Below are 18,867 nucleotides of genomic sequence, written 5' to 3'. Positions count from 1 at the left end.
CGGTCCGGCGGCCTCCGCCGAGCGGCCGTAGAGTGGGTGCGATGAGCCGCAGGAGTGAGGTCGCCGCGCTGATCGAGGCCGTCTTTGCCGAGCGCGAGCTGGAGTGGGAGTCCACCGGCGAGACGTCGTACGCGGTCACCCTGCCGGGCACCCACAAGCTCAAGACGATCTGCAACCTGATCGTCGGCGAGCACGCCCTGCGGGTCGAGGCGTTCGTGATGCGCCAGCCCGACGAGCGCCGCGAGGAGCTGTGGGCCTGGCTGCTCCAGCGCAACGCCCGGATGTACGGGGTGTCCTTCTCCATCGACGCCGTGGGCGACGTCTACCTGACCGGGCGCGTCAACCTGACCGGGGTGGACGAGGACGAACTGGACCGCCTGCTCGGGGCCGTCCTGACCTACGCCGACGAGTCCTTCGACAGCATGCTGGAGATCGGTTTCGGCACGGCCATCCGCCGGGAGTGGGAGTGGCGGGTCAAGCGGGGCGAGTCGACGGCCAATTTGGCGGCGTTCGCGCACCTCTTCGAGCCCTCGGCCCCGGCCGGCTCGGCCGCCGGAGGTTCGGACCCGTCCTGAGGGGTATGCCGCACCGCGCGGTGCGGCGAATTGGGACCCACCGCGTGCCGAGGACGGACTGTCGAGGAGCGTGTCCCATGGCTCAGCGCAACAGCTCAAGTCGCGGCACGACTGCGACGAGGACCAAACGCCAGCCCGGCAACCAGACGGCGAACACGCCGGGTATTTCCGAATCCGCGATCTCCCGGATGAAGGTCGACGACATCCGGGGCCAGCTGCGCCGGCGCGGGGTCTCCGGGCTCTCCGCCATGCGCAAGCCGGACCTGGTGAAGACCCTGGTCCGGAAGCTGCGATCCGAACAGGGCGGTGCGGCCCGGAAGAGCACCGGCCCGGCCGGCCGGCCGTCGGCCACGAAGAAGACGGCCGCGGCGAAGAAGACGACCGCGGCGCGCCGTACCGCACCGTCGCGGGCCAAGGCCGCGCCGTCCGCGAAGGCCACCGGCGCCCGCGCGAAGGCCGCCCCCGCCAAGAAGGCGGCGGGCGCCCGGGCCAAGGCGGCGCCCGCGAAGAAGGCCGCGGCTGCCCGGGCGGCGCCGGCGAAGAAGACCACGACCGCTCGGGCGAAGGCGGCGCCGGCGAAGAAGACCACGACCGCTCGGGCGAAGGCGGCGCCGGCGAAGAAGACCACGACCGCTCGGGCGAAGGCGGCCCCCGCGAAGAAGGCGACGACCGCCCGGGCGAAGGCGGCCCCGGCGAAGAAGACCACGACCGCTCGGGCGAAGGCGGCCCCGGCCCGGGGTACGGCCGCGGCGGCCACCCAGGTCCGGAGCGGCCGGTCGGCGTCCCGTTCGGTGAGTTCGTCCCAGCAGATCATGTCGCTGGACGACCGTCCCGAACGTCCGGGGCGCAGCCTGGTGACGACCAATCACGAGGTCATCCAGCGCTGGGCCCGGGCCCGGGGCGCCAAGCCGGCCACCATCGCCGGAACCGAGCGCGGTGACCGGCCCGGGGTGCTGACGTTCAACATCCCCGGCTACCGGGAGAGCAGCCGGATCCGCGAGGTGAGCTGGGACGACTGGTTCCGGACCTTCGACCTGCGCGGCCTCAACCTGATCTACCAGGAGCAGATGCGGGACGGGCGGCAGAGCAACTTCTTCCGTACCGAGAACCCGAATCGCGAGGACGCCTGAGGTTTAGGGGAATGGCCGGCGGGGATTCGCTTGTTGGCCAGAGAGAGACCGGAGCAGGGACAGCCGGATATGCGACACGGGTGCTGTGACGGGCAAGACAGCAATCGAGGTTGAATCCGGAATCCGGGCGAACTAACTTTATTGCACCGCGCCACGCTTGGAATCGTTCGGGGGAGCGGCGGATCGATCAGATCCGCGCAAGCGAGGCGCGAGGGATCGGGTGGATCACACCGTTGGGGGACGGTGCCATCCGAGGAACCGGCGGCGCGAGCGGGCGACGCTTACGGGGGTGAGGGTCGCCCGCCGCCGCCGGGCGTACGGTGCGAGCGCCCATCACGACGGGGGTCGTGGTGGGCGCTCGAGCCGTTTCTGGGGCCGTTCAGCGCCCGCTGGGACATTCCCGGATCGTTCAGCGTCCCGCCGGCACCGTCGCCGCCCGCTCGGCCGCGGCCCGCAACTCGGCGATCCGGCGCTCCCGGGGCGGCCCGGCCAGCAGGTGACCGGCCGCCGCGACCAGGCCCAGGGCGCCCACCACGAGCCAGTGCCGCGCACCGAGGTGCTGGAGGCTGAGCCCGCCCAGGGCCGGCGCCGCGAACGACGCCGCCGGGAAGGTCAGGTAGAACACCGACTGGTAACGGGCGCGCAGCTCGGGCGGGGCGAGATCCGCGTTGATCTGCGCGTTCGGCGGCGCGGCGAGCATCTGTCCGACCGTCCACACCACGGCCGCGCCGAGGTAGAGCGGCAGGCCGTCGGCGACGGTCAACGCCGCGAAGCCGAGCGCCATGAGGCCGGTGGAGACCGCCAGGACGGTCGACTTCCGGTAGGGCTCGATGAGGCGGGGCACGAAGAGCTGACCGGCCACGATCAACGCGCCGCCGAGCGCCACGACCACCCCGTACGCCGTGGGGCGCAGGCCGTCGTCCCGCATGGCGAGCGGCATGATCGTCGAGGTCTGCATGGTGAGCACGGCCAGCAGGAAGGTCAGCCCCACGAAGGTGAGGAAGGTGCGGTCGGTCAGCGCGGTGTGCAGCCCGGGCCGCCGGCCCGCCACCGCGCGCAGGGTGACCGGGCGGCGGGTCAGGGTCTCCGGAACCTTCAGCGCGATGACCACGGTCGCCGCCAGGGTGGCCCCGGCGTCGACCAGGAACAGGGCCAGGAAGCTCGCCTCGGCGAGCACTCCGGCCAGCAGCGAGGCCACCGCCATGCCCAGGTTGAACGCCCAGAACTGGAGGTTGAACGCGCGGGAGCGGCGGGCCTCGGGCACCACGTCCACGATGGCGGCCACGAACGCCGGGCTGGGCATCGAGTGGACCACCCCGACCAGCGCGGCCAGCACGGCGATCACCGCGAGGTGCCGGCTGAACGCCAGGGCCACCATGAGCCCGGCCGCGGCCAGGTGGGCGGCCAGCAGGGTGGAGCGCCGGCCCCACCGGTCGGCCAGCACCCCGCCGAGCAGCGTGCCGGCGGCGCCACCGGCCCCGTACGCCCCGACCACCAGGCCGGCGAGCGACGGCGAGGCTCCCCGGGCGGTGGTCAGGTAGAGCGACAGGAAGAGCATGGCGAACGCGCCGGCCCGGTTGATGAGCAGGCCGGACCAGAGGTACCAGAAGGTGGCGGGGAGCCCGCCGGCCGTGTCGTCCCACCAGCGCCGCAGGCCGCGCACCCGTCCTCCTGGGAAAGTTTGTTAACCGATCCGCCCCTGCCGACCGTAGTGGCCCGCCCGGGCGTTCGCCCGGTGGCGCTGGTCACGCCCGCCGGAAGGCGTACCTCAGGAGCCGGCGCGGACCGGCTCGGCGGGTGCCGTGGCCGCGGCCTCGGCCGCCTCGGGCGCCGGGGTCCGGGTCACGGTCACCGGCGTGACGGTGGTGCCCGCGGTGCGGAGCCGGGCCGCGCGCCGCTCCCGCGCAGGGCCGGAGATCAGGTGGGCCACCGCCATCACGGCGCCGATCGCGGCGCAGCCGAGCCACAGCGCGGTGTTGCCGGAGTGCTCCCGGACCACGCCGCCCAGGACCGGCGCGGTGGCGCCGGCGAGCTGCCAGGAGAGCGAGAAGGCGCCCTGGTAGCGGCCGCGCAGCGCCGCGGGGGACAGCTCGGCGATGAGGGTGGCGTTGGACGGCGAGTTGAGCATCTCGCCGACCGTCCAGATCAGCACGGTCAGGCCGTAGAGCCAGGCGGTGTCGGCGAACGCGGTCAGCCCGAACCCGGCGCCCGTCACCAGCGCGGCGAGCGCCAGCACGTGCGACCGGCTCCGGCCCTTGATCAGCCTGGGCACGAAGAGCTGGCCGACCACGATGAGCACCCCGTTGAGCGCGATCACCGAGCCGTAGGTGGCCGGGCTCAGCCCGGAGTCGCCCATGGCGATCGGCAGCATCGAGATGTGCTGGAGGAAGACCAGCGCGCCGAACAGGTTGAGCGCCACGAAGCCCAGGAAGACCCGGTCGGTGAGGATGGTCCGCAGGGCGCCCGCCGGGGCCGCCGCGCCCTTGCTCACCGGACCGGCGTGCGCCGACCGGGTCTCACCGACCCGGGTGAAGATGATCAGAGCGGTGACCAGCGTGGTGGCCGCGTCGACCAGGAAGAGCAGCAGGTACCCGGCCTGGGCGGCCACGCCGGCCAGCACCGCGGCGCAGGCGAAGCCCAGGTTGATGGCCCAGTAGTTCAGGGAGAAGGCGCGCAGCCGGTCCTTCTCCGGCACCACGTCGACCATCATCGCGCCGAACGCGGGCCGGGCGGCCTCGGCGAAGGTGCCGAGCAGCAGCGCCCCCAGCGCGACCGCCCAGAGCGGCCGGGCCAGGCCGAGCGCGACCATCATGGTGGCTGCCCCGAGGTGCGCCGTGAGCAGGGTGGGCCGGCGTCCCCACCGGTCGGTCAGGGTGCCGCCGATCGTGGTGCCGACCGCGCCGCCGACGCCCCAGAGCCCGATGACCAGGCCGGCCTGCGAGGCGGAGAAGTCGCGTTCCTGGGTGAGGTAGATGGCCAGAAAGACCAGGACGAACGAACCGAGCCGGTTGATCAGGGTGCCGGTCCAGAGGTACCAGAAGGTCCTCGGTAGCCCGCCTGTGGTGTCCCGGAACCAGCCCCGCACCGTCCGCATCCCCGCGCCCCCGTTTGGTAATGACCGACCTATCTGCAGCGCCTTACAACCTAGTCGCGCTCGGGAACGCCGGTCATCAGCTTTTCCACGTGGTGGTCGTCACGACCGGTCCCCGCGTGTCCGCCCGTGGCGTACGGCAGGATGATCCGCATGACTGCGAGCGAAGGGCCCACCATCGGGACGCTGGTCCTGCTGCGGCACGGCGAGAGCGACTGGAACGCCAAGAACCTCTTCACCGGCTGGGTCGACGTCGACCTGACCGCCAAGGGCGAGACCGAGGCGCGGCGCGGCGGTGAGCTGCTCCGCGAGCACAACCTGCTGCCCGACGTGGTGCACACGAGCGTGCTGCGCCGCGCGATCCGCACGGCCGAGCTGGCGCTGAACGCCGCCGACCGGCACTGGATCGCGGTGCGCCGGTCATGGCGGCTCAACGAGCGGCACTACGGCGCCCTGCAGGGCAAGAACAAGAAGCAGACCCTCGACGAGTACGGCGAGGAGCAGTTCATGCTCTGGCGCCGGTCCTACGACACGCCGCCGCCGCCCATCGACGACGCGGACGAGTGGTCGCAGGTCGGCGACCCCCGGTACGCGCTGCTGCCGACCGAGCTGATGCCGCGCACGGAGTGCCTCAAGGACGTCGTCGAGCGGATGCTGCCCTACTGGTACGACTCGATCGTGCCGGACATCCTGGCCGGCCGGACGGTGCTGGTGGCGGCGCACGGCAACTCGCTGCGCGCCCTGGTCAAGCACCTCGACGAGATCTCCGACGAGGCGATCGCCAAGCTGAACATCCCCACCGGCATCCCGCTGCGCTACGACCTGGACGCGAACCTGCGCCCGCAGGTCCTCGGCGGGAGCTACCTGGACCCGGAGGCGGCGAAGGAGGCCGCCGCCGCGGTCGCCAACCAGGGCCGCTGAGACGCGACGAAGGGCCCCCTGCCGTCAGGGGGCCCTTCGTTTTTCCTCAGGCTGATGTGGTGCCGGTGATCAGGTAGACCACGTGCTCGCCGGCGTTCACCGCGTGGTCGGCGAAGCGCTCGTAGAAGCGGCCCAGCAGGGTCGCGTCGATCGCGGTCTCCACCCCGTACGGCCAGTCGTCGCCGAGCAGCATGCCGAAGAGGCTCTTGTGCAGGTCGTCCATGGTGTCGTCGTCGCGGTCCAGCTCGGCGGCGAGGTCGGCGTCGGGCTTCGCCAGCACCGAGGCGATCTTCTCGGCCATCCGGTCGGCGATGGCGGCCATGTCGGTGAAGACCGCACGCAGCTCGGCCGGCACCGCCGGCGAGGGGTGCCGGCGCAGCGCCGTCTTGGCGACGTGTTCGGCCAGGTCGCCCATGCGCTCCAGGTCGGCGGCCACGTGCAGGGCGGTGATCATGGCGCGCAGGTCGGAGGCGACCGGCGCCTGCCGGGCCAGCAGGTCGCAGACCCGCTCCTCGACGTGCCGGTACAGGTCGTCGATCTCGGCGTCCCGCGCGATCACCGTCTCGGACGCGGCGCGGTCCGCGGTGAGCAGGCCCTTCGTGGCCTGTCGCATGGCCGCCCGCACCCCCTCGGCCATGTCCACCAGCAGCTGGCTGACAATCTGCAGGTCGGCCCGGAACTCGTCGCGCATCGTCACTTCCTGGGGTCGGTGTTCGCCGGCCCGACCGGACGGTCGGCATACGGCGTGAGCAGGTGCGCGACCCACGGTAGGCCCGAGGAACCGGCGTCAAGATGAACGCGGGTGAACGACGCGGGGCCCGTGGATGAACATTCCCGGAAGTGAGAGTGGTTCGTCCCGTTGTGCCCGATCGCCGGGTTAACAATGACCCTACGATCGCCAGGTGGAATGGGCGGTGGCGGTCGTGGTGGCCGTGGCACTGGCGACCGGACTGGTCGCCGGCCTGCTGCTGTCCGGACCCGTCCAGCAGTGGCGGCGCCGGTCGGTGTCGCCGGGAGGCGAGGCCTCCCGTCGCAGTTCAGGGAGGCCCGCGATTCCCGACGACCAGCAGGGCGGGCTCTCCGGGCTCGGCCGCAAGACGGTCGACGCGCTGCGCGCCGGCGTGGTGGTGCTCGACCCGGACGACGTGCCGGTGCTGGTGAACCCGGCCGCCCGGGCGATGGGCCTGCTCCGCACCGGAGCGACACCCGGCTCGATGGCCGCGCACCCGCTGATCCGTACCCTCGCCGGGCAGGTCCGCCGCACCGGCGTGCGGCGCGAGATCGAGCTGGACCTGCCCCGCGGCCGCGACAGCGCGGGCGACAACCCGCTCGGCGTGCACCTGCGCGCCATGGGGCTGGGCGCCGGCTACATCTCGATCGAGGCGGCCGACGTCACCGAGTCGCACCGGCTGGCCCGGGTGCGGCGGGACTTCGTGGCCAACGTGAGCCACGAGTTGAAGACCCCGATCGGTGCCCTCCAGCTGCTCGCCGAGGCGCTGGTGGACGCCACCGAGCCGGCCGGCGACGGCCCGGCCGAGCTGTCCGAGGACATGGTGGCCGCCCGGCGGTTCGCCGAGCGCATCCAGCACGAGTCGACCCGGCTGGGCCGGCTGGTGCAGGAGTTGCTGGAGCTGACCCGGCTCCAGGGCGCCGAGCCGCAGCCCGCCCCGGAGCCCGTCTCGCTGGACTGGGTGATCGCCGAGGTGGTCGACCGGACCCGCACGGCGGCCACCGCCCGGCACGTGGAGATCGTCGTCGACGGCGCCCGCGGGCTCACGGCGTACGGTAGCGACAGCCAGCTCGCCACCGCCGTGGCGAACCTGGTGGAGAACGCGATCAACTACTCGGCCGAGGACACCACGGTTCGGGTGACCGCGCGGGCCACCGACGAGCACGTCGAGATCGCCGTGGCCGACCAGGGCATCGGCATCGCCCCGAACGAGGTCGACCGGATCTTCGAGCGGTTCTACCGGGCCGACCAGGCCCGCTCCCGGTCCACCGGGGGCACCGGCCTGGGCCTGGCCATCGTCAAACACATCGCCAGCAACCATGGCGGCCGGGTGGATGTGTCGAGCACTCTTGGTGGGGGGTCGACGTTCACCCTCCGGCTGCCCGCCCGCCCCCCGGACGACCTGGAGGCGACACTCTCCTCCGCTGGGATCGAGGCCGGCCCGGCCGAGCTCCGGCAGGTCTGACCGACAGGAAAGGAAACACCCCGTTGAGCCGCGTACTGGTGGTGGAGGACGAGGAATCGTTCTCCGACGCCCTGTCCTACATGCTCCGCAAGGAGGGCTTCGAGGTCTCCGTCGCCGCGACGGGTACCTCCGCCCTCACCGAGTTCGACCGGACCGGCGCCGACATCGTGCTGCTCGACCTGATGCTGCCGGAGATGTCGGGCACCGAGGTCTGCCGCCAGCTCCGGCAGCGGTCCCACGTGCCGATCATCATGGTCACCGCCCGGGACAGTGAGATCGACAAGGTGGTCGGCCTGGAGATCGGGGCCGACGACTACGTCACCAAGCCGTACTCGCCCCGCGAGCTGGTCGCCCGGATCCGGGCCGTGCTGCGCCGGCAGAGCGCCGACGCCGCCGAGTCGGGTGCGCCGACCCTGGCCGCCGGGCCGGTCCGGATGGACATCGAGCGGCACGTGGTGACCGTCGACGGCGCCGCCGTGCAGCTGCCGCTCAAGGAGTTCGAGCTGCTGGAACTGCTGCTGCGCAACGCCGGCCGGGTGCTCACCCGCGGGCAGCTCATCGACCGGGTCTGGGGCGCCGACTACGTGGGCGACACCAAGACGCTGGACGTGCACGTCAAGCGGCTGCGCTCCAAGGTCGAGCCGGAGCCGTCCGCTCCGCGCTACATCGTCACCGTCCGCGGGCTGGGCTACAAGTTCGAGCCGTGACCGGCTGATCGGCTGTTCTGGGGCGTCTGCGGCCTTCGCCCCCCTGCGGCCCGTTGCCCGGCTCGCCCGGGAGCTGCGGCGTTCGCCGGGCTTCCGGCTCGTGTCCGGCTCGCTGGGGGCTGCGGCGTTCGCCGGGCTTCCGGCTCGTGTCCGGCCCTCGGGGGCTGCGGCGTTCGCCGGGCTTCCGGCTCGTGTCCGGCTCGCCGGGGGTGCGGCCTCCGCCGGGCTTCCGGGTCGTGCCCAACCCCCAGGGGTACGCGGACGGCCGGCTCCACCGGGCTCCGCCCGGCTACCGGCGCCCGACCAGCCGCCCGGCACACCCAGCCGTCGGCGCCCGGCTGGCTCGAATGTCCGGTTCGCGCGCGCCCCGCCCGGTGAGTGGAGCGCTGTGGGTGTCTCCGGGGCTCGGATACCTCCATACCGTTCCACTGAACCGTTCCACTGACCGTTGCGCGCTGGGGTGGGGTGTCCGTTTCGCGCTGTGGCTCGGGGGGTGAGTGGAACGCGGTGGGTGTCTCCGGCGCCTGGATACACCCGTGGTGTTCCACCGACCGGCGGAGGCTGGGCGGGCTGTCCGTTTCGTGGGTGACCGGCGGCACCCTGGCGGCGGAATGGCGGGTGGGCGGGGGTCGTTATACCCGGTGCACGACCGAGGAAGGCGCCCCGCACGTGGGGGTGGCCGGCCCCTGGGGACCGCACGCCGAGGTGGGCGTGCCGGTCCCGGAATGATGGTGGGCCGCCGGTCGTTGTACATGGTCCCGGCGCGACGAAGAGGCTCAGCCCCGCGCGCTGGATGATCCCCCAAAGACTTTCCTTGAGCGCCTGACGGTGCTTGCGCACGCCATCCCCTTTTTGCCGACCCCCGTCGGTGTGGGTGTGCGCCGACCCCCGAATGGAGCTACCCCTCATGAACACGATGCTGCGTAAGAGCGTGCTGGGTATTGCTGGTCTGGCCTTCACCGGTGGGATCTTCGCCGGTCCGGTCGCCGCCCACGCCGAGGCTGCCCCGGTGCAGGGCACCAAGCCGGCTGCGGTCGCGGTGCAGGGTGACAAGCTGATCCCGCACGGCGTGCAGGGCGCGCAGTCGAAGATCGACCTGAACGACGAGCAGACCGCCAACGCCAAGGCGATCATCGCGGCGACGAAGAAGGCCGGTCTGCCGGAGCGGGCGGCGGTCATCTCGATCGCGACCAGCCTGCAGGAGTCGAAGCTGGAGAACCTGGGCCACCTCGGCGACGCCAATGACCACGACTCGCTGGGCCTGTTCCAGCAGCGCCCGTCCAGTGGTTGGGGTTCGCCGGAGCAGATCACCGACCCCGAGTACGCCACCCTGGCGTTCGAGAAGGGCCTGAAGCAGGTCGACGGCTGGCAGGACATGCCGCTGACCGAGGCCGCCCAGACCGTGCAGGTCTCGGCCTACCCGGACGCGTACGCGCAGTGGGAGCAGCAGGCCGCCGACATCGTCGGCCAGCACTGGAACAGCTGACCCAACTAACGCCGCTGGCCGGCACCCCCGAACACGGGGTGCCGGCCAGCGGCGTTTCCGGATCTTGGACAGTTACCGTTCCGGGCGAACGGAAACTGTCCAAGATCTCGGGTGGGTCGTCGGACGTGGCGTCAGCGGACGACCTTGATGTTGAACAGGGCGCTGCCGAGCCCGCCGTACAGACGCAGCCAGAGCGGTAGCAGCATCTCGGTGCCGCGGGCGGTGGTGATGTCACCCAGGTCGATCACGTCGGTGTGGCCGAAGCTGGTGAGCAGTTCCGTGACCACCTTTTTGGCCTCCGCGTCGTCGCCGGAGACGAAGACGGTGTGGTCCCCGTCGGCGAGCTGCCGGGGGTGGGTCATCAGGTCGGCGGTGAGGGTGTTGAGCGCCTTCACCACCCGGGTACGCGGGAACGCCCGCTGGATCCGCTCGCCCAGTGAGTCGTCGTTGAGCACGGACAGGGTGGGCGGGAAGCCCTTGCTGAAGTCGAGCGGGTTGGCGATGTCGAGCAGGACCTTGCCGGCCAGGTTCTCCTCGCCCGCGGCGGTCAGCGCGGGGAGGGCGCCGTCGCCGCTTGTCGCGTTCACCACCAGCTCGGCGTCGGCGGTGGCGTCGGCGTGAGCGGCCAGGTCGACGCCGGGGTGGGCGGTGGCCCAGTCGGCCCAGTCGCCCGCTCGGGTGACCGTCACGTCGCGAGTGCCCACGGTGACGTCGTGCCCCAGCTCGGCGGCGCGCGCGGCGATCGCCCGACCCACCATGCCGGTGCCCAGTACTGCGATGCGCATGTCGAGTCCGTCCTCCGGAGATCGCGCGACGCCGATGCGACGCGCTCGGTGGGACCGAGACTAACAGACAGGTCTGTCTACTACGATGCCTGGAGTCGGGGGAACTCGAGCAGCAGGGCAGACGTACCGGTCTGTAAGCTGGGCTGATGGCCCGTACCCCCGCCGGCTCCGCTCGGGAACGCATCCTGGACACCGCGTTCCGGCTCTTCTACGCGCACGGGCCGCGCGGCGTCGGGGTCGACACGGTGATCGCCGAGTCGGGCGTCGCCAAGGCCACCCTCTACAAGCACTTCCCCAGCAAGGACGACCTGGTGCTGGCGTACCTGGACAAGGTCGACCAGGCCTGGTTCGGCGCGCTGCGGGCTGCCGCCCGGGACGCTGGGGACGAGCCCCGCGAGCAGCTCGTCGGCATGTTCGACGCCCTCGGCGGGGCGTGCCGCCGGGAGGGTTACCACGGCTGCGCGTTCATCAACACCGCCGCCGAGTCACCGGCCGGCAGCCCGGTCCACGCCCGTACGGTCGAGCACAAGAACGTGGTCCGGGCCTGGGTGACCGACCTGGCCCGACGGGCCGGGGCGGCCGATCCCGAGCTGCTGGCCCGCCAGCTCACCCTGCTGCTCGACGGTGGTCTGGCCGGCGGCGTGCTGGACGCCGACCCGGCGGTCGCCGAGGCAGCCAAGCGCACCGCCCGCGCCCTGGTCGACGCGGCCACCGGCTGAAGCCGCACCGCGCGGTCGGCGCCGCCGCCGGCTGAGCCGGCCCGCCCGCATGGTCGACGTCGATCCGGACCCCGTCAGGCCAGCCAGGAGTAGCGGCGCTCGGGGCGGCCGGCCGCGCCGTACTTGAGGGTCACCTCGGCCCGCCCGCTGCCGGCGTAGTGCTCAAGGTAGCGGCGGGCACTGACCCGGGAGATGCCGACGCGGTCGGCGCACTCGCTGGCCGAGAGCGTCCCCTCGTGTTCGCGCAGGGCACGCTCGATCAGCTCGGCGGTCTCCGGGCTGAGACCCCGCGGCAGGGTCGCGGCGGCGGCCGGCGAGCCGCTCTGTGACAGCACCCGGTCGACGTCGGCCTGGTCGGCGACGACCGTCGCACGCAGCGCGGTACGGCGGGCGGCGTACTGCTCCAACCGGGTGCGCAGCTCGTCGAACCCGAACGGCTTGAGCAGGTAGTTGACCGCGCCGTAGCGGACCGCCCGGCGGACGGCCTCGGCCTCGCGGGCGGCGCTGATCACGAGCACGTCGCAGTCGTGCCGGGCGGCCCGGATCCGGGTCACCACGTCGAGGCCGAACATGTCGGGCAGGTAGAGGTCGAGCAGGACCAGGTCGGGGCGGAGCCGGTCGACCGCGGCCACCGCCTCCTCGCCGGTGCTGGCGGTGCCGACCACCCGGAAGCCGTTGATCCGTTCGACGAAGCCACGGTGGATCCGAGCCACCATGAAATCGTCGTCGACGACGAGTACGTCGATCATCGCGCCGCCTCCGGCACGCTCACCGGCACCGACATGCGTGCGGTGAACATCGCTCCCTCGTCGGTGTTGGTCACCGCGACCTCGCCGCCGCGGCGGTGGCAGACCAGCCGGGTGAGCGCCAGGCCGATGCCGCGCTCGCCGCCCTCAGCCGCCTTGGTGGTGAAGCCATGGGTGAAGACCTCCTGTGCCAGCTCCGGCGCCACCCCGGGGCCGGAGTCGCGGACCACGATCTCCACGGAGGAGGCGTCCTGACGCAGCTCGGCCTCGACCCAGGCGGGGCGGTCGGACGGGTGGCCGGCCACCGCCTCGACCGCGTTGTCGAGCAGGTTGCCGAGCACGGTGGCCACGTCCGCGGCGACCTCCGGGGGCAGCCGGTCCAACCCGGTCCGTTCGGAGATCCGCAGCTCCACGCGGCGCTCGGCGGCCACCGCCGACTTGGCCATGAGCAGCGCCGCCACCGCCGTGTCGTGGATGCGGCTGGTCACCGTGAGGTCGAGCGAGGCGCGGTGCCGGCTCAGCGTGTCGACGTACCGGACCACCTCGTCGTGCTCGCCGATCTGGATCAGCCCGGAGATGGTGTGCAACTGGTTGGCGAACTCGTGGGTCTGCGCCCGGAGCAGCTCCGTGGTGCTGCGGAACGAGCCGATCTCCTGCTCCAGGCGGGCCAGCTCGGTCCGGTCCCGCAGCGTGGTGACGGAGCCGAGCCGGCGGCCGTCCTTGCGGACCGTCATGCGGTTCATCACCAGCACCCGGCCGCCCCGGACCACCACCTGGTCCCGGGCCTCCGGGCCGGTGCCCGCGCCCGCCAGCACGTCCCGCAGCCGGCCGTTGATCCGCAGCTCGGCGAGACTGCGCCCGAGGCAGTTTTCGGGCAGGTCGAGCAGCCGGCGGCCGACCGCGTTGACCAGGGTGACCCGGTGCTGCGGGTCCAGCGCGATCACCCCCTCGGCGATGCCGTGCAGCAGCGCCTCGCGGTGCTCGGCCAGCCCGGCGATCTCGCGGGGCTCCAAGCCGAGGGTCTGCCGTTTGATCCGGCGGGCCAGCAGCCACGACCCGACCACCCCGAGGCCGCAGGCGATGCCCAGGTAGGTGAGCAGGTACGACGACGCACCGACGAGCCGCTCCGACCAGGTCGGGGAGGCCTCGCCGACCACCACCACGCCGAGGTACCGGCCGAGGTTCTTCTTCGTCTTCGGGTCGTCGCCCAGCACCGGCACCTGGGCCACCAGTTCCCGCGACCCGTCGATCTCCAGCTCGCCGAACCAGCTCCGGCCCTCCGCCACCTCGGGGTCGCCGAGCCCGATCCGGCTGCCCACCAGCGTCGGGTTCGTCGAGGCGACCACCTGGCCCCGGGCGTTCGCGACGGTCACCGACGTGACGCCGTACTGGTCGGGGATGGTCTGCACCAGCGGGGCGATCGCCTCGCCGGGTGCGGGCTGGTCGAGCTGGTCGCGGAGCAGAGGGCTGCCGCCGAGCCGTTCGCCCAGGGCGGCGACGCGGCGCCCCTCGACCCGGTCGAAGGTCGCCGCCGACTGCGCCAGCGAGACAGCGGCCACCGCCACCAGCACCACGACGATGATCGCGAGCTGGAGGATCAGCAGCTGCCCGGCGAGCGTACGGCGCCGGGACGTGACCGCGACCACAAAGACCTCAACTTCCGCTGGTGACACAACGCAGACAAGCTGCCCGGTTGGAGGCCACCATCTTGCCGCTGGACTCATTCGAAACGGAAGAGAAACAAGATGGCAACTAGGAGAAACGTGCTGGTCATGGGGGTCGCCGCCGCCACGGCGCTGGCCCTGGCTGCCTGTGGCGCCACCGCCGACAAGAACGAGGGCGGCTCCGGCAACGACGGCAAACCGGTCAGCGGACTGCGGATCATGGTGCCGAACACCCCCGGCGGCGGATACGACACCACCGCCCGGACCGCCGCGAAGGTGATGGAGGACGCCAAGATCGCCACCGGCGTTCAGGTGTTCAACCTGCCCGGCGCGGGCGGCACCGTCGGCCTCCAGCGGACCGTGAACGAGAAGGGCAACGGCAAGCTGGCCATGCAGATGGGCCTGGGCGTGGTGGGTGCCTCGTACACCTCCAAGTCGGCGGCGACGCTGACCCAGACCACCCCGCTGGCCAAGATGATCGAGGAGGCCGGCGCCATCGTGGTGCCGAAGAACTCCCCGTACAAGACCATCAACGACCTGGTCGCGGCGTGGAAGGCCAACCCGAAGGGCATCGCGGTCGGCGGCGGCTCGTCGCCCGGCGGCCCGGACCACCTGCTGCCCATGCAGCTCGCCAAGACCGTCGGCATCGACCCCAAGCAGGTCAACTTCGTCTCGTACGACGGCGGCGGCGAGCTGCTGCCGGCCGTGCTCGGCGGCAAGGTGGCCTTCGGCGCCAGCGGGTTCGGCGAATTCCTCGACCAGGTCGAGGCCGGCCAGATCCGCGTCCTCGCGGTGACCAGCGAGGCGCCCATCGACGCGCTCAAGGACGTGCCGACCCTGAAGTCCGCCGGCATCGACCTGGTCTTCACCAACTGGCGGGGCATCGTCGCGCCGCCCGGCATCAGCGACGCCGACAAGAAGGTCTGGATCGACGTGCTGACCAAGATGCACGACTCGGAGGAGTGGAAGGCCGAGCTGAAGAAGCGCGGCTGGACCGACGCGTTCGTCACCGGCGACGAGTTCGGCACCTTCCTCACCGAGCAGGACAAGGCCGTGGCCGACGTGCTCAAGCAGCTCGGGTTGGCATGAGCGGCATGACGACGCGACCGGACCGGGGCGGCGACCTGCCGCCCCGGCCCCCGGTCGTACCGGAGATCCCGGCGCAGCCGGGCCCGGAGGCCGCCACGGCCGGACCGCCGCCCGTCCCGGCGGCGGAGGAGCCGGCAGCCGCCGGCCCGGCGGTGGACGCCGCACCGGAGCCGGCCCCGCGGCCCGACCGGGCGCAGTACGGCGTGGTGGCGTTTCTCGCCCTGGTCGGCGGGTTCGTCATCTTCGACGCGACGACCCGGATCGGGCGCGCGATCAACACGGCGGACCCGATCGGCCCCAAGCCGGTGCCGATCCTGCTCGGCGTGCTGCTGCTCGTCATCGCGGTGATCTACGCGGTGGACGTGGCCCGCGGCGGCCGCGGCGAGCCGGAGGCCGGCGAGGACGTCGACCTGAGCCTTCCGATCGACTGGCGCACCGTGCTGCTGCTGGTCGGCGCGTTCCTGGTCAACGCCGTGCTCATCGAACGGCTCGGCTGGGTGATCAGCGGGACGATCCTCTTCTGGGGTTCGGCCTACGCCCTGGGCAACCGCCACTACGTACGCAACCTGCTGATCGCCGTCGCGCTGTCGTTGATCACGTTCTACACCTTCGCCATCGGGCTGGGTGTCGACCTGCCCGCCGGCGTGCTGCAAGGGATCCTGTAGATGGACAACTTCGCCAACCTGCTCGACGGGTTCGCCCACGTGCTGACCCCGATGAACCTGCTGTTCGCGCTGATCGGGGTGACCATCGGCACCGCCGTGGGCGTGCTGCCCGGCATCGGCCCGGCCATGACCGTGGCGCTGCTCCTGCCGGTCACCTACGGGATGGAGCCGGCCCAGGCGTTCATCATGTTCGCCGGCATCTTCTACGGCGGCATGTACGGCGGTTCGACCACGTCGATCCTGCTGAACACCCCCGGTGAGTCGTCGTCGGTGGTGACCGCCATCGAGGGCAACAAGATGGCGAAGGCGGGCCGGGCCGCCCAGGCCCTGGCCACCGCCGCGATCGGCTCGTTCGTCGCCGGGACCATCGCCACCGTGCTGCTGGTGGTGGTCACCCCGCCGGTGGTGCAGTTCGCGATCAGCCTCGGCGCACCCGACTACTTCGCGCTGATGCTGCTGGCGTTCGTGTCCGTCACGGCGGTGCTCGGCGCCTCCCGGGTACGCGGCTTCGCCTCGCTGCTGCTCGGCCTGGTGATCGGCGTGATCGGCATCGACCAGTCCGGCCAGCAGCGGCTCACGTTCGGGCTGCCGCAGCTCGCCGACGGCATCGACGTGGTCGTGGTGGCGGTCGGCATCTTCGCCGTGGGCGAGGCGCTCTGGATCGCCGCGCACCTGCGCCGCAAGTCCGGTGAGGTGATCCCGGTGGGCCAGCCGTGGATGGGGAAGCAGGACTGGAAGCGGTCCTGGAAGCCGTGGCTGCGCGGCACGGCGTTCGGGTTCCCGTTCGGCGCGGTGCCGGCCGGCGGGGCGGAGATTCCCACCTTCCTGTCGTACGTCACCGAGAAGAAGCTCACGAAGCACCCGGAGGAGTTCGGCCGGGGCGCGATCGAGGGCGTCGCCGGGCCGGAGGCCGCGAACAACGCCTCGGCCGCCGGCACGCTGGTGCCGATGCTGGCGATCGGCCTGCCGACGAACGCCACCGCCGCGGTGATGCTGGCGGCCTTCGAGGGGTACGGCATCCAGCCCGGCCCGCTGCTCTTCACCCGGGAGTCCAGCCTGGTCTGGACGCTCATCGCCAGCCTCTTCGTGGGCAACCTGCTGCTGCTGGTGCTCAACCTGCCGCTCGCCCCCGCCTGGGCACGGCTGCTGCGGATCCCGCGCCCCTACCTCTACGCCGGGATCCTCTTCTTCGCCTCCATGGGCGCGTACGCGGTCAACGCGCAGCCGTTCGACCTGTACCTGCTGCTCGCCCTCGGCCTGCTCGGCTTCGGCATGCGCCGCTTCGGGCTGCCGATCCTGCCGCTGATCGTCGGCGTCATCCTCGGGCCGCGTGCCGAGCTGCAGGGCCGGCGCGCGTTGCAGCTCTCCGGCGGTGAGCTGCACGGGCTGGTCGGCGGCTGGGTGTCCTGGCTGATCTACGCCACGATCGCCGTGGTGCTCCTCTGGCCGCTGATCGGCCGGTTCGTGGTGCGTCCGCTGCGCGGAAGGGTGGTGACGGCATGACGGTGCTGGTGGGATACGTTCCCTCGCCGCTGGGCGAGGCAGCCCTGCGGGCCGCGATCGAGCAGGCCCGGTTCCGCGACGAGCCGGTGCTGGTGGTGAACACCTCGCGCGGCGACGCGTACGCCGACCCGCGGCTCGCTCCGGAGCCGGATCTGAACCGGGTGGTCCGGGAGCTGGTCGCCGCCGGGGTGCCGCACAACGTCCGGCAGCTGATGCGGGGACGGGACGCGGCGGAGGAGATCGCCGAGATCGCCGAGACGGAGGACGTGTCGCTGGTCGTGATCGGCATCCGGCACCGCACTCCGGTCGGCAAACTGATCATGGGTTCGACCGCGCAGGAGATCCTGCTCCGGGTGCCCTGCCCGGTGCTCGCCGTGAAGGCCGCCTGAGTGGCGCCCGGGGGCTCCGGCGTCCCCGGGCGCGCCCAGACCGGCCTGCTGCTCACGCACACCGTCGCGGTGCAGGCGGTCACCTTCATGCTCCGGCCGGCGTCCGCGTACCGGGCGTTGGAGCTGGACGTGCCGGGGGCGTGGCTGGGCGTGCTCGGAGCCAGCTTCGCCGTCGTACCCCTGGTGCTGGCCGTGCCCTCCGGGCACGCCGTGGACCGGCTCGGCGAGCGCCGCGTCGCGCTCGCCGGGTCGGCCCTGCTGGTCGCCGCGGGCCTCGGCTTCGTGCTGCTCGCCGGCTCGGTGGTCGGCCTGGTCCTGGCCAGCATGCTGCTCGGCACCGCACACCTCTGCGCGGTGGTCGCCCAGCAGGCGCTGGTCGCCAATCGCACGCCGGCCGACCGGTACGACGCCGCGTTCGGCTACTACACCTTCGCCGCCTCGCTGGGGCAAGCACTCGGCCCCGGCCTGATCGTGCTCTTCGGCGGGGACCGCACGATTCCCGACACCCGGGCCATCTTCCTCGGCGCCACGGTGGTGGCGCTGCCGCTGCTGGTCGTCGCGCTGTTCCTGCGCCCGTCCGGGCAGCACCGGCGGGCCGCCGGCGGTTCCGGCGCCGGTGGGCTGGGCGATCTGGTCCGCCGGCCCGGCCTGGTCCGCGCCCTCACGGTGAGCTGCGTCGTCCTGGCAGCGGTCGACATCACCCTGGTCTACCTGCCCGCGCTCGGTGCGGAACGCGGCATCGCCGCGGGTTCGATCGGCGCCCTGCTCGGGGTCCGGGCGGTCGCCTCGATGGCGTCCCGGCTGCTGCTCGGCCGGCTGGTGGCGGCCCTCGGCCGGCGGTTCGTGCTGGTCGGCACCGTGGTGCTCTCCGCCGTCGGGCTGGCCCTGCTGCTGCCACCGCTGCCGTTCGCGGTCCTGCTGGTCGTGGTCGCGGTGGCCGGGCTCGGGTTGGGCGCGGGCCAGCCGCTGACCATGTCGTTCCTGGCCGAGGTGGCTCCGCCGGGGCTGCGTGGCCGGGCGATGTCGCTGCGGCTCACCGGCAACCGGCTCGGTCAGGTGCTCATCCCCAGCGCGGCCGGCGCGCTCGCCGCCGGCACCGGTGCGGCCGGCGTCCTCGGCTGCACCGCCGCCGGCCTGGCCGGCGCGGCGGTCGCCGCCACCCGCCTGCACCGGCCCGCGGATCCCAACCCCTGAGTGAGAGA

At 72.4% G+C, this 18,867-nt stretch carries 18 protein-coding genes; 12 read left to right on the top strand and 6 right to left on the bottom strand.

From position 1 onward, the window contains the following. Positions 1-41 precede the first annotated feature (41 nt). The gene (locus tag GCE86_RS22975) at positions 42-575 is read left to right on the top strand and encodes a type III secretion system chaperone family protein (protein WP_154228846.1); all 534 of its coding nucleotides are present in this window, start codon (positions 42-44) and stop codon (positions 573-575) included. 188 nt (positions 576-763) lie between these two features. Next, on the top strand, positions 764-1,705 hold the full coding sequence (locus GCE86_RS22970; RefSeq protein ID WP_167537065.1) for a hypothetical protein: 942 nt from the start codon (positions 764-766) through the stop codon (positions 1,703-1,705). A 409-nt stretch (positions 1,706-2,114) separates the two neighbouring features. Here the strand turns inward: GCE86_RS22970 and GCE86_RS22965 are convergent, their stop codons facing one another. Beyond that, entirely contained in the window at positions 2,115-3,368 is a 1,254-nt protein-coding gene (locus GCE86_RS22965) for an MFS transporter (RefSeq protein WP_154228844.1), read from the bottom strand. Positions 3,369-3,473: 105 nt separating this feature from the next. Then, a complete protein-coding gene (locus GCE86_RS22960; protein WP_154228843.1) occupies positions 3,474-4,799 on the bottom strand; it encodes an MDR family MFS transporter in 1,326 nt (441 codons plus the stop codon). A gap of 150 nt (positions 4,800-4,949) precedes the next feature. On the opposite strand from GCE86_RS22960, the gene GCE86_RS22955 reads away from it, so the two are divergent. After that, the gene (locus GCE86_RS22955) at positions 4,950-5,717 is read left to right on the top strand and encodes a phosphoglyceromutase (RefSeq protein ID WP_154228842.1); all 768 of its coding nucleotides are present in this window, start codon (positions 4,950-4,952) and stop codon (positions 5,715-5,717) included. 46 nt (positions 5,718-5,763) lie between these two features. Here GCE86_RS22955 and phoU read toward each other — a convergent pair whose 3' ends face one another. Next, the gene (phoU, locus tag GCE86_RS22950) at positions 5,764-6,408 is read right to left on the bottom strand and encodes a phosphate signaling complex protein PhoU (protein ID WP_154228841.1); all 645 of its coding nucleotides are present in this window, start codon (positions 6,406-6,408) and stop codon (positions 5,764-5,766) included. A gap of 211 nt (positions 6,409-6,619) precedes the next feature. On the opposite strand from phoU, the gene GCE86_RS22945 reads away from it, so the two are divergent. The 3 genes from GCE86_RS22945 to GCE86_RS22935 all read left to right on the top strand — a co-directional run bounded on the left by GCE86_RS22945 (position 6,620) and on the right by GCE86_RS22935 (position 10,105). Next, on the top strand, positions 6,620-7,912 hold the full coding sequence (locus GCE86_RS22945) for a sensor histidine kinase (protein WP_208818039.1): 1,293 nt from the start codon (positions 6,620-6,622) through the stop codon (positions 7,910-7,912). A 23-nt stretch (positions 7,913-7,935) separates the two neighbouring features. Further along, on the top strand, positions 7,936-8,619 hold the full coding sequence (locus GCE86_RS22940; RefSeq protein WP_091267588.1) for a response regulator transcription factor: 684 nt from the start codon (positions 7,936-7,938) through the stop codon (positions 8,617-8,619). Positions 8,620-9,526: 907 nt separating this feature from the next. Next, positions 9,527-10,105: a hypothetical protein gene (locus tag GCE86_RS22935; protein ID WP_154228840.1), complete on the top strand. Its 579-nt coding sequence runs from the start codon at positions 9,527-9,529 to the stop codon at positions 10,103-10,105. A 131-nt stretch (positions 10,106-10,236) separates the two neighbouring features. Here GCE86_RS22935 and GCE86_RS22930 read toward each other — a convergent pair whose 3' ends face one another. Then, complete coding sequence (locus tag GCE86_RS22930; RefSeq protein ID WP_154228839.1) at positions 10,237-10,890, bottom strand: NADPH-dependent F420 reductase; 654 nt, start codon at positions 10,888-10,890, stop codon at positions 10,237-10,239. Between the two features lie 146 nt (positions 10,891-11,036). On the opposite strand from GCE86_RS22930, the gene GCE86_RS22925 reads away from it, so the two are divergent. Next, the gene (locus tag GCE86_RS22925) at positions 11,037-11,609 is read left to right on the top strand and encodes a TetR/AcrR family transcriptional regulator (RefSeq protein ID WP_167537064.1); all 573 of its coding nucleotides are present in this window, start codon (positions 11,037-11,039) and stop codon (positions 11,607-11,609) included. 74 nt (positions 11,610-11,683) lie between these two features. Here the strand turns inward: GCE86_RS22925 and GCE86_RS22920 are convergent, their stop codons facing one another. Beyond that, complete coding sequence (locus tag GCE86_RS22920) at positions 11,684-12,358, bottom strand: response regulator (RefSeq protein ID WP_154228837.1); 675 nt, start codon at positions 12,356-12,358, stop codon at positions 11,684-11,686. Beyond that, complete coding sequence (locus GCE86_RS22915) at positions 12,355-14,001, bottom strand: sensor histidine kinase (protein ID WP_208818038.1); 1,647 nt, start codon at positions 13,999-14,001, stop codon at positions 12,355-12,357. Before GCE86_RS22915 ends, GCE86_RS22920 begins: the two co-directional genes overlap by 4 nt. Positions 14,002-14,100: 99 nt before the next feature. Between GCE86_RS22915 and GCE86_RS22910 the strand changes: the two genes are divergently transcribed. The 5 genes from GCE86_RS22910 to GCE86_RS22890 are packed head-to-tail and all read left to right on the top strand — an operon-like array spanning position 14,101 to position 18,859. Continuing rightward, a complete protein-coding gene (locus GCE86_RS22910; RefSeq protein ID WP_154228835.1) occupies positions 14,101-15,108 on the top strand; it encodes a Bug family tripartite tricarboxylate transporter substrate binding protein in 1,008 nt (335 codons plus the stop codon). Between the two features lie 5 nt (positions 15,109-15,113). Then, complete coding sequence (locus tag GCE86_RS22905; protein ID WP_239543157.1) at positions 15,114-15,773, top strand: tripartite tricarboxylate transporter TctB family protein; 660 nt, start codon at positions 15,114-15,116, stop codon at positions 15,771-15,773. Then, entirely contained in the window at positions 15,774-17,276 is a 1,503-nt protein-coding gene (locus GCE86_RS22900; RefSeq protein ID WP_154228833.1) for a tripartite tricarboxylate transporter permease, read from the top strand. It abuts the gene before it with no gap. Further along, positions 17,273-17,665 carry a universal stress protein gene (locus GCE86_RS22895; protein ID WP_154228832.1) on the top strand — a complete coding sequence of 131 codons (393 nt, stop codon included), beginning with the start codon at positions 17,273-17,275 and terminating at the stop codon, positions 17,663-17,665. The genes GCE86_RS22900 and GCE86_RS22895 overlap by 4 nt, the downstream gene beginning before the upstream one ends. Continuing rightward, complete coding sequence (locus tag GCE86_RS22890; RefSeq protein WP_204342946.1) at positions 17,666-18,859, top strand: MFS transporter; 1,194 nt, start codon at positions 17,666-17,668, stop codon at positions 18,857-18,859. Positions 18,860-18,867 lie beyond the last annotated feature (8 nt).

The sequence above is a fragment of the Micromonospora terminaliae genome (assembly GCF_009671205.1).
Lineage (GTDB): Bacteria > Actinomycetota > Actinomycetes > Mycobacteriales > Micromonosporaceae > Micromonospora > Micromonospora terminaliae.
The sequence above is the reverse complement of the archived record's forward strand: the minus strand, read 5'-3'. Positions and strand labels throughout refer to the sequence as shown.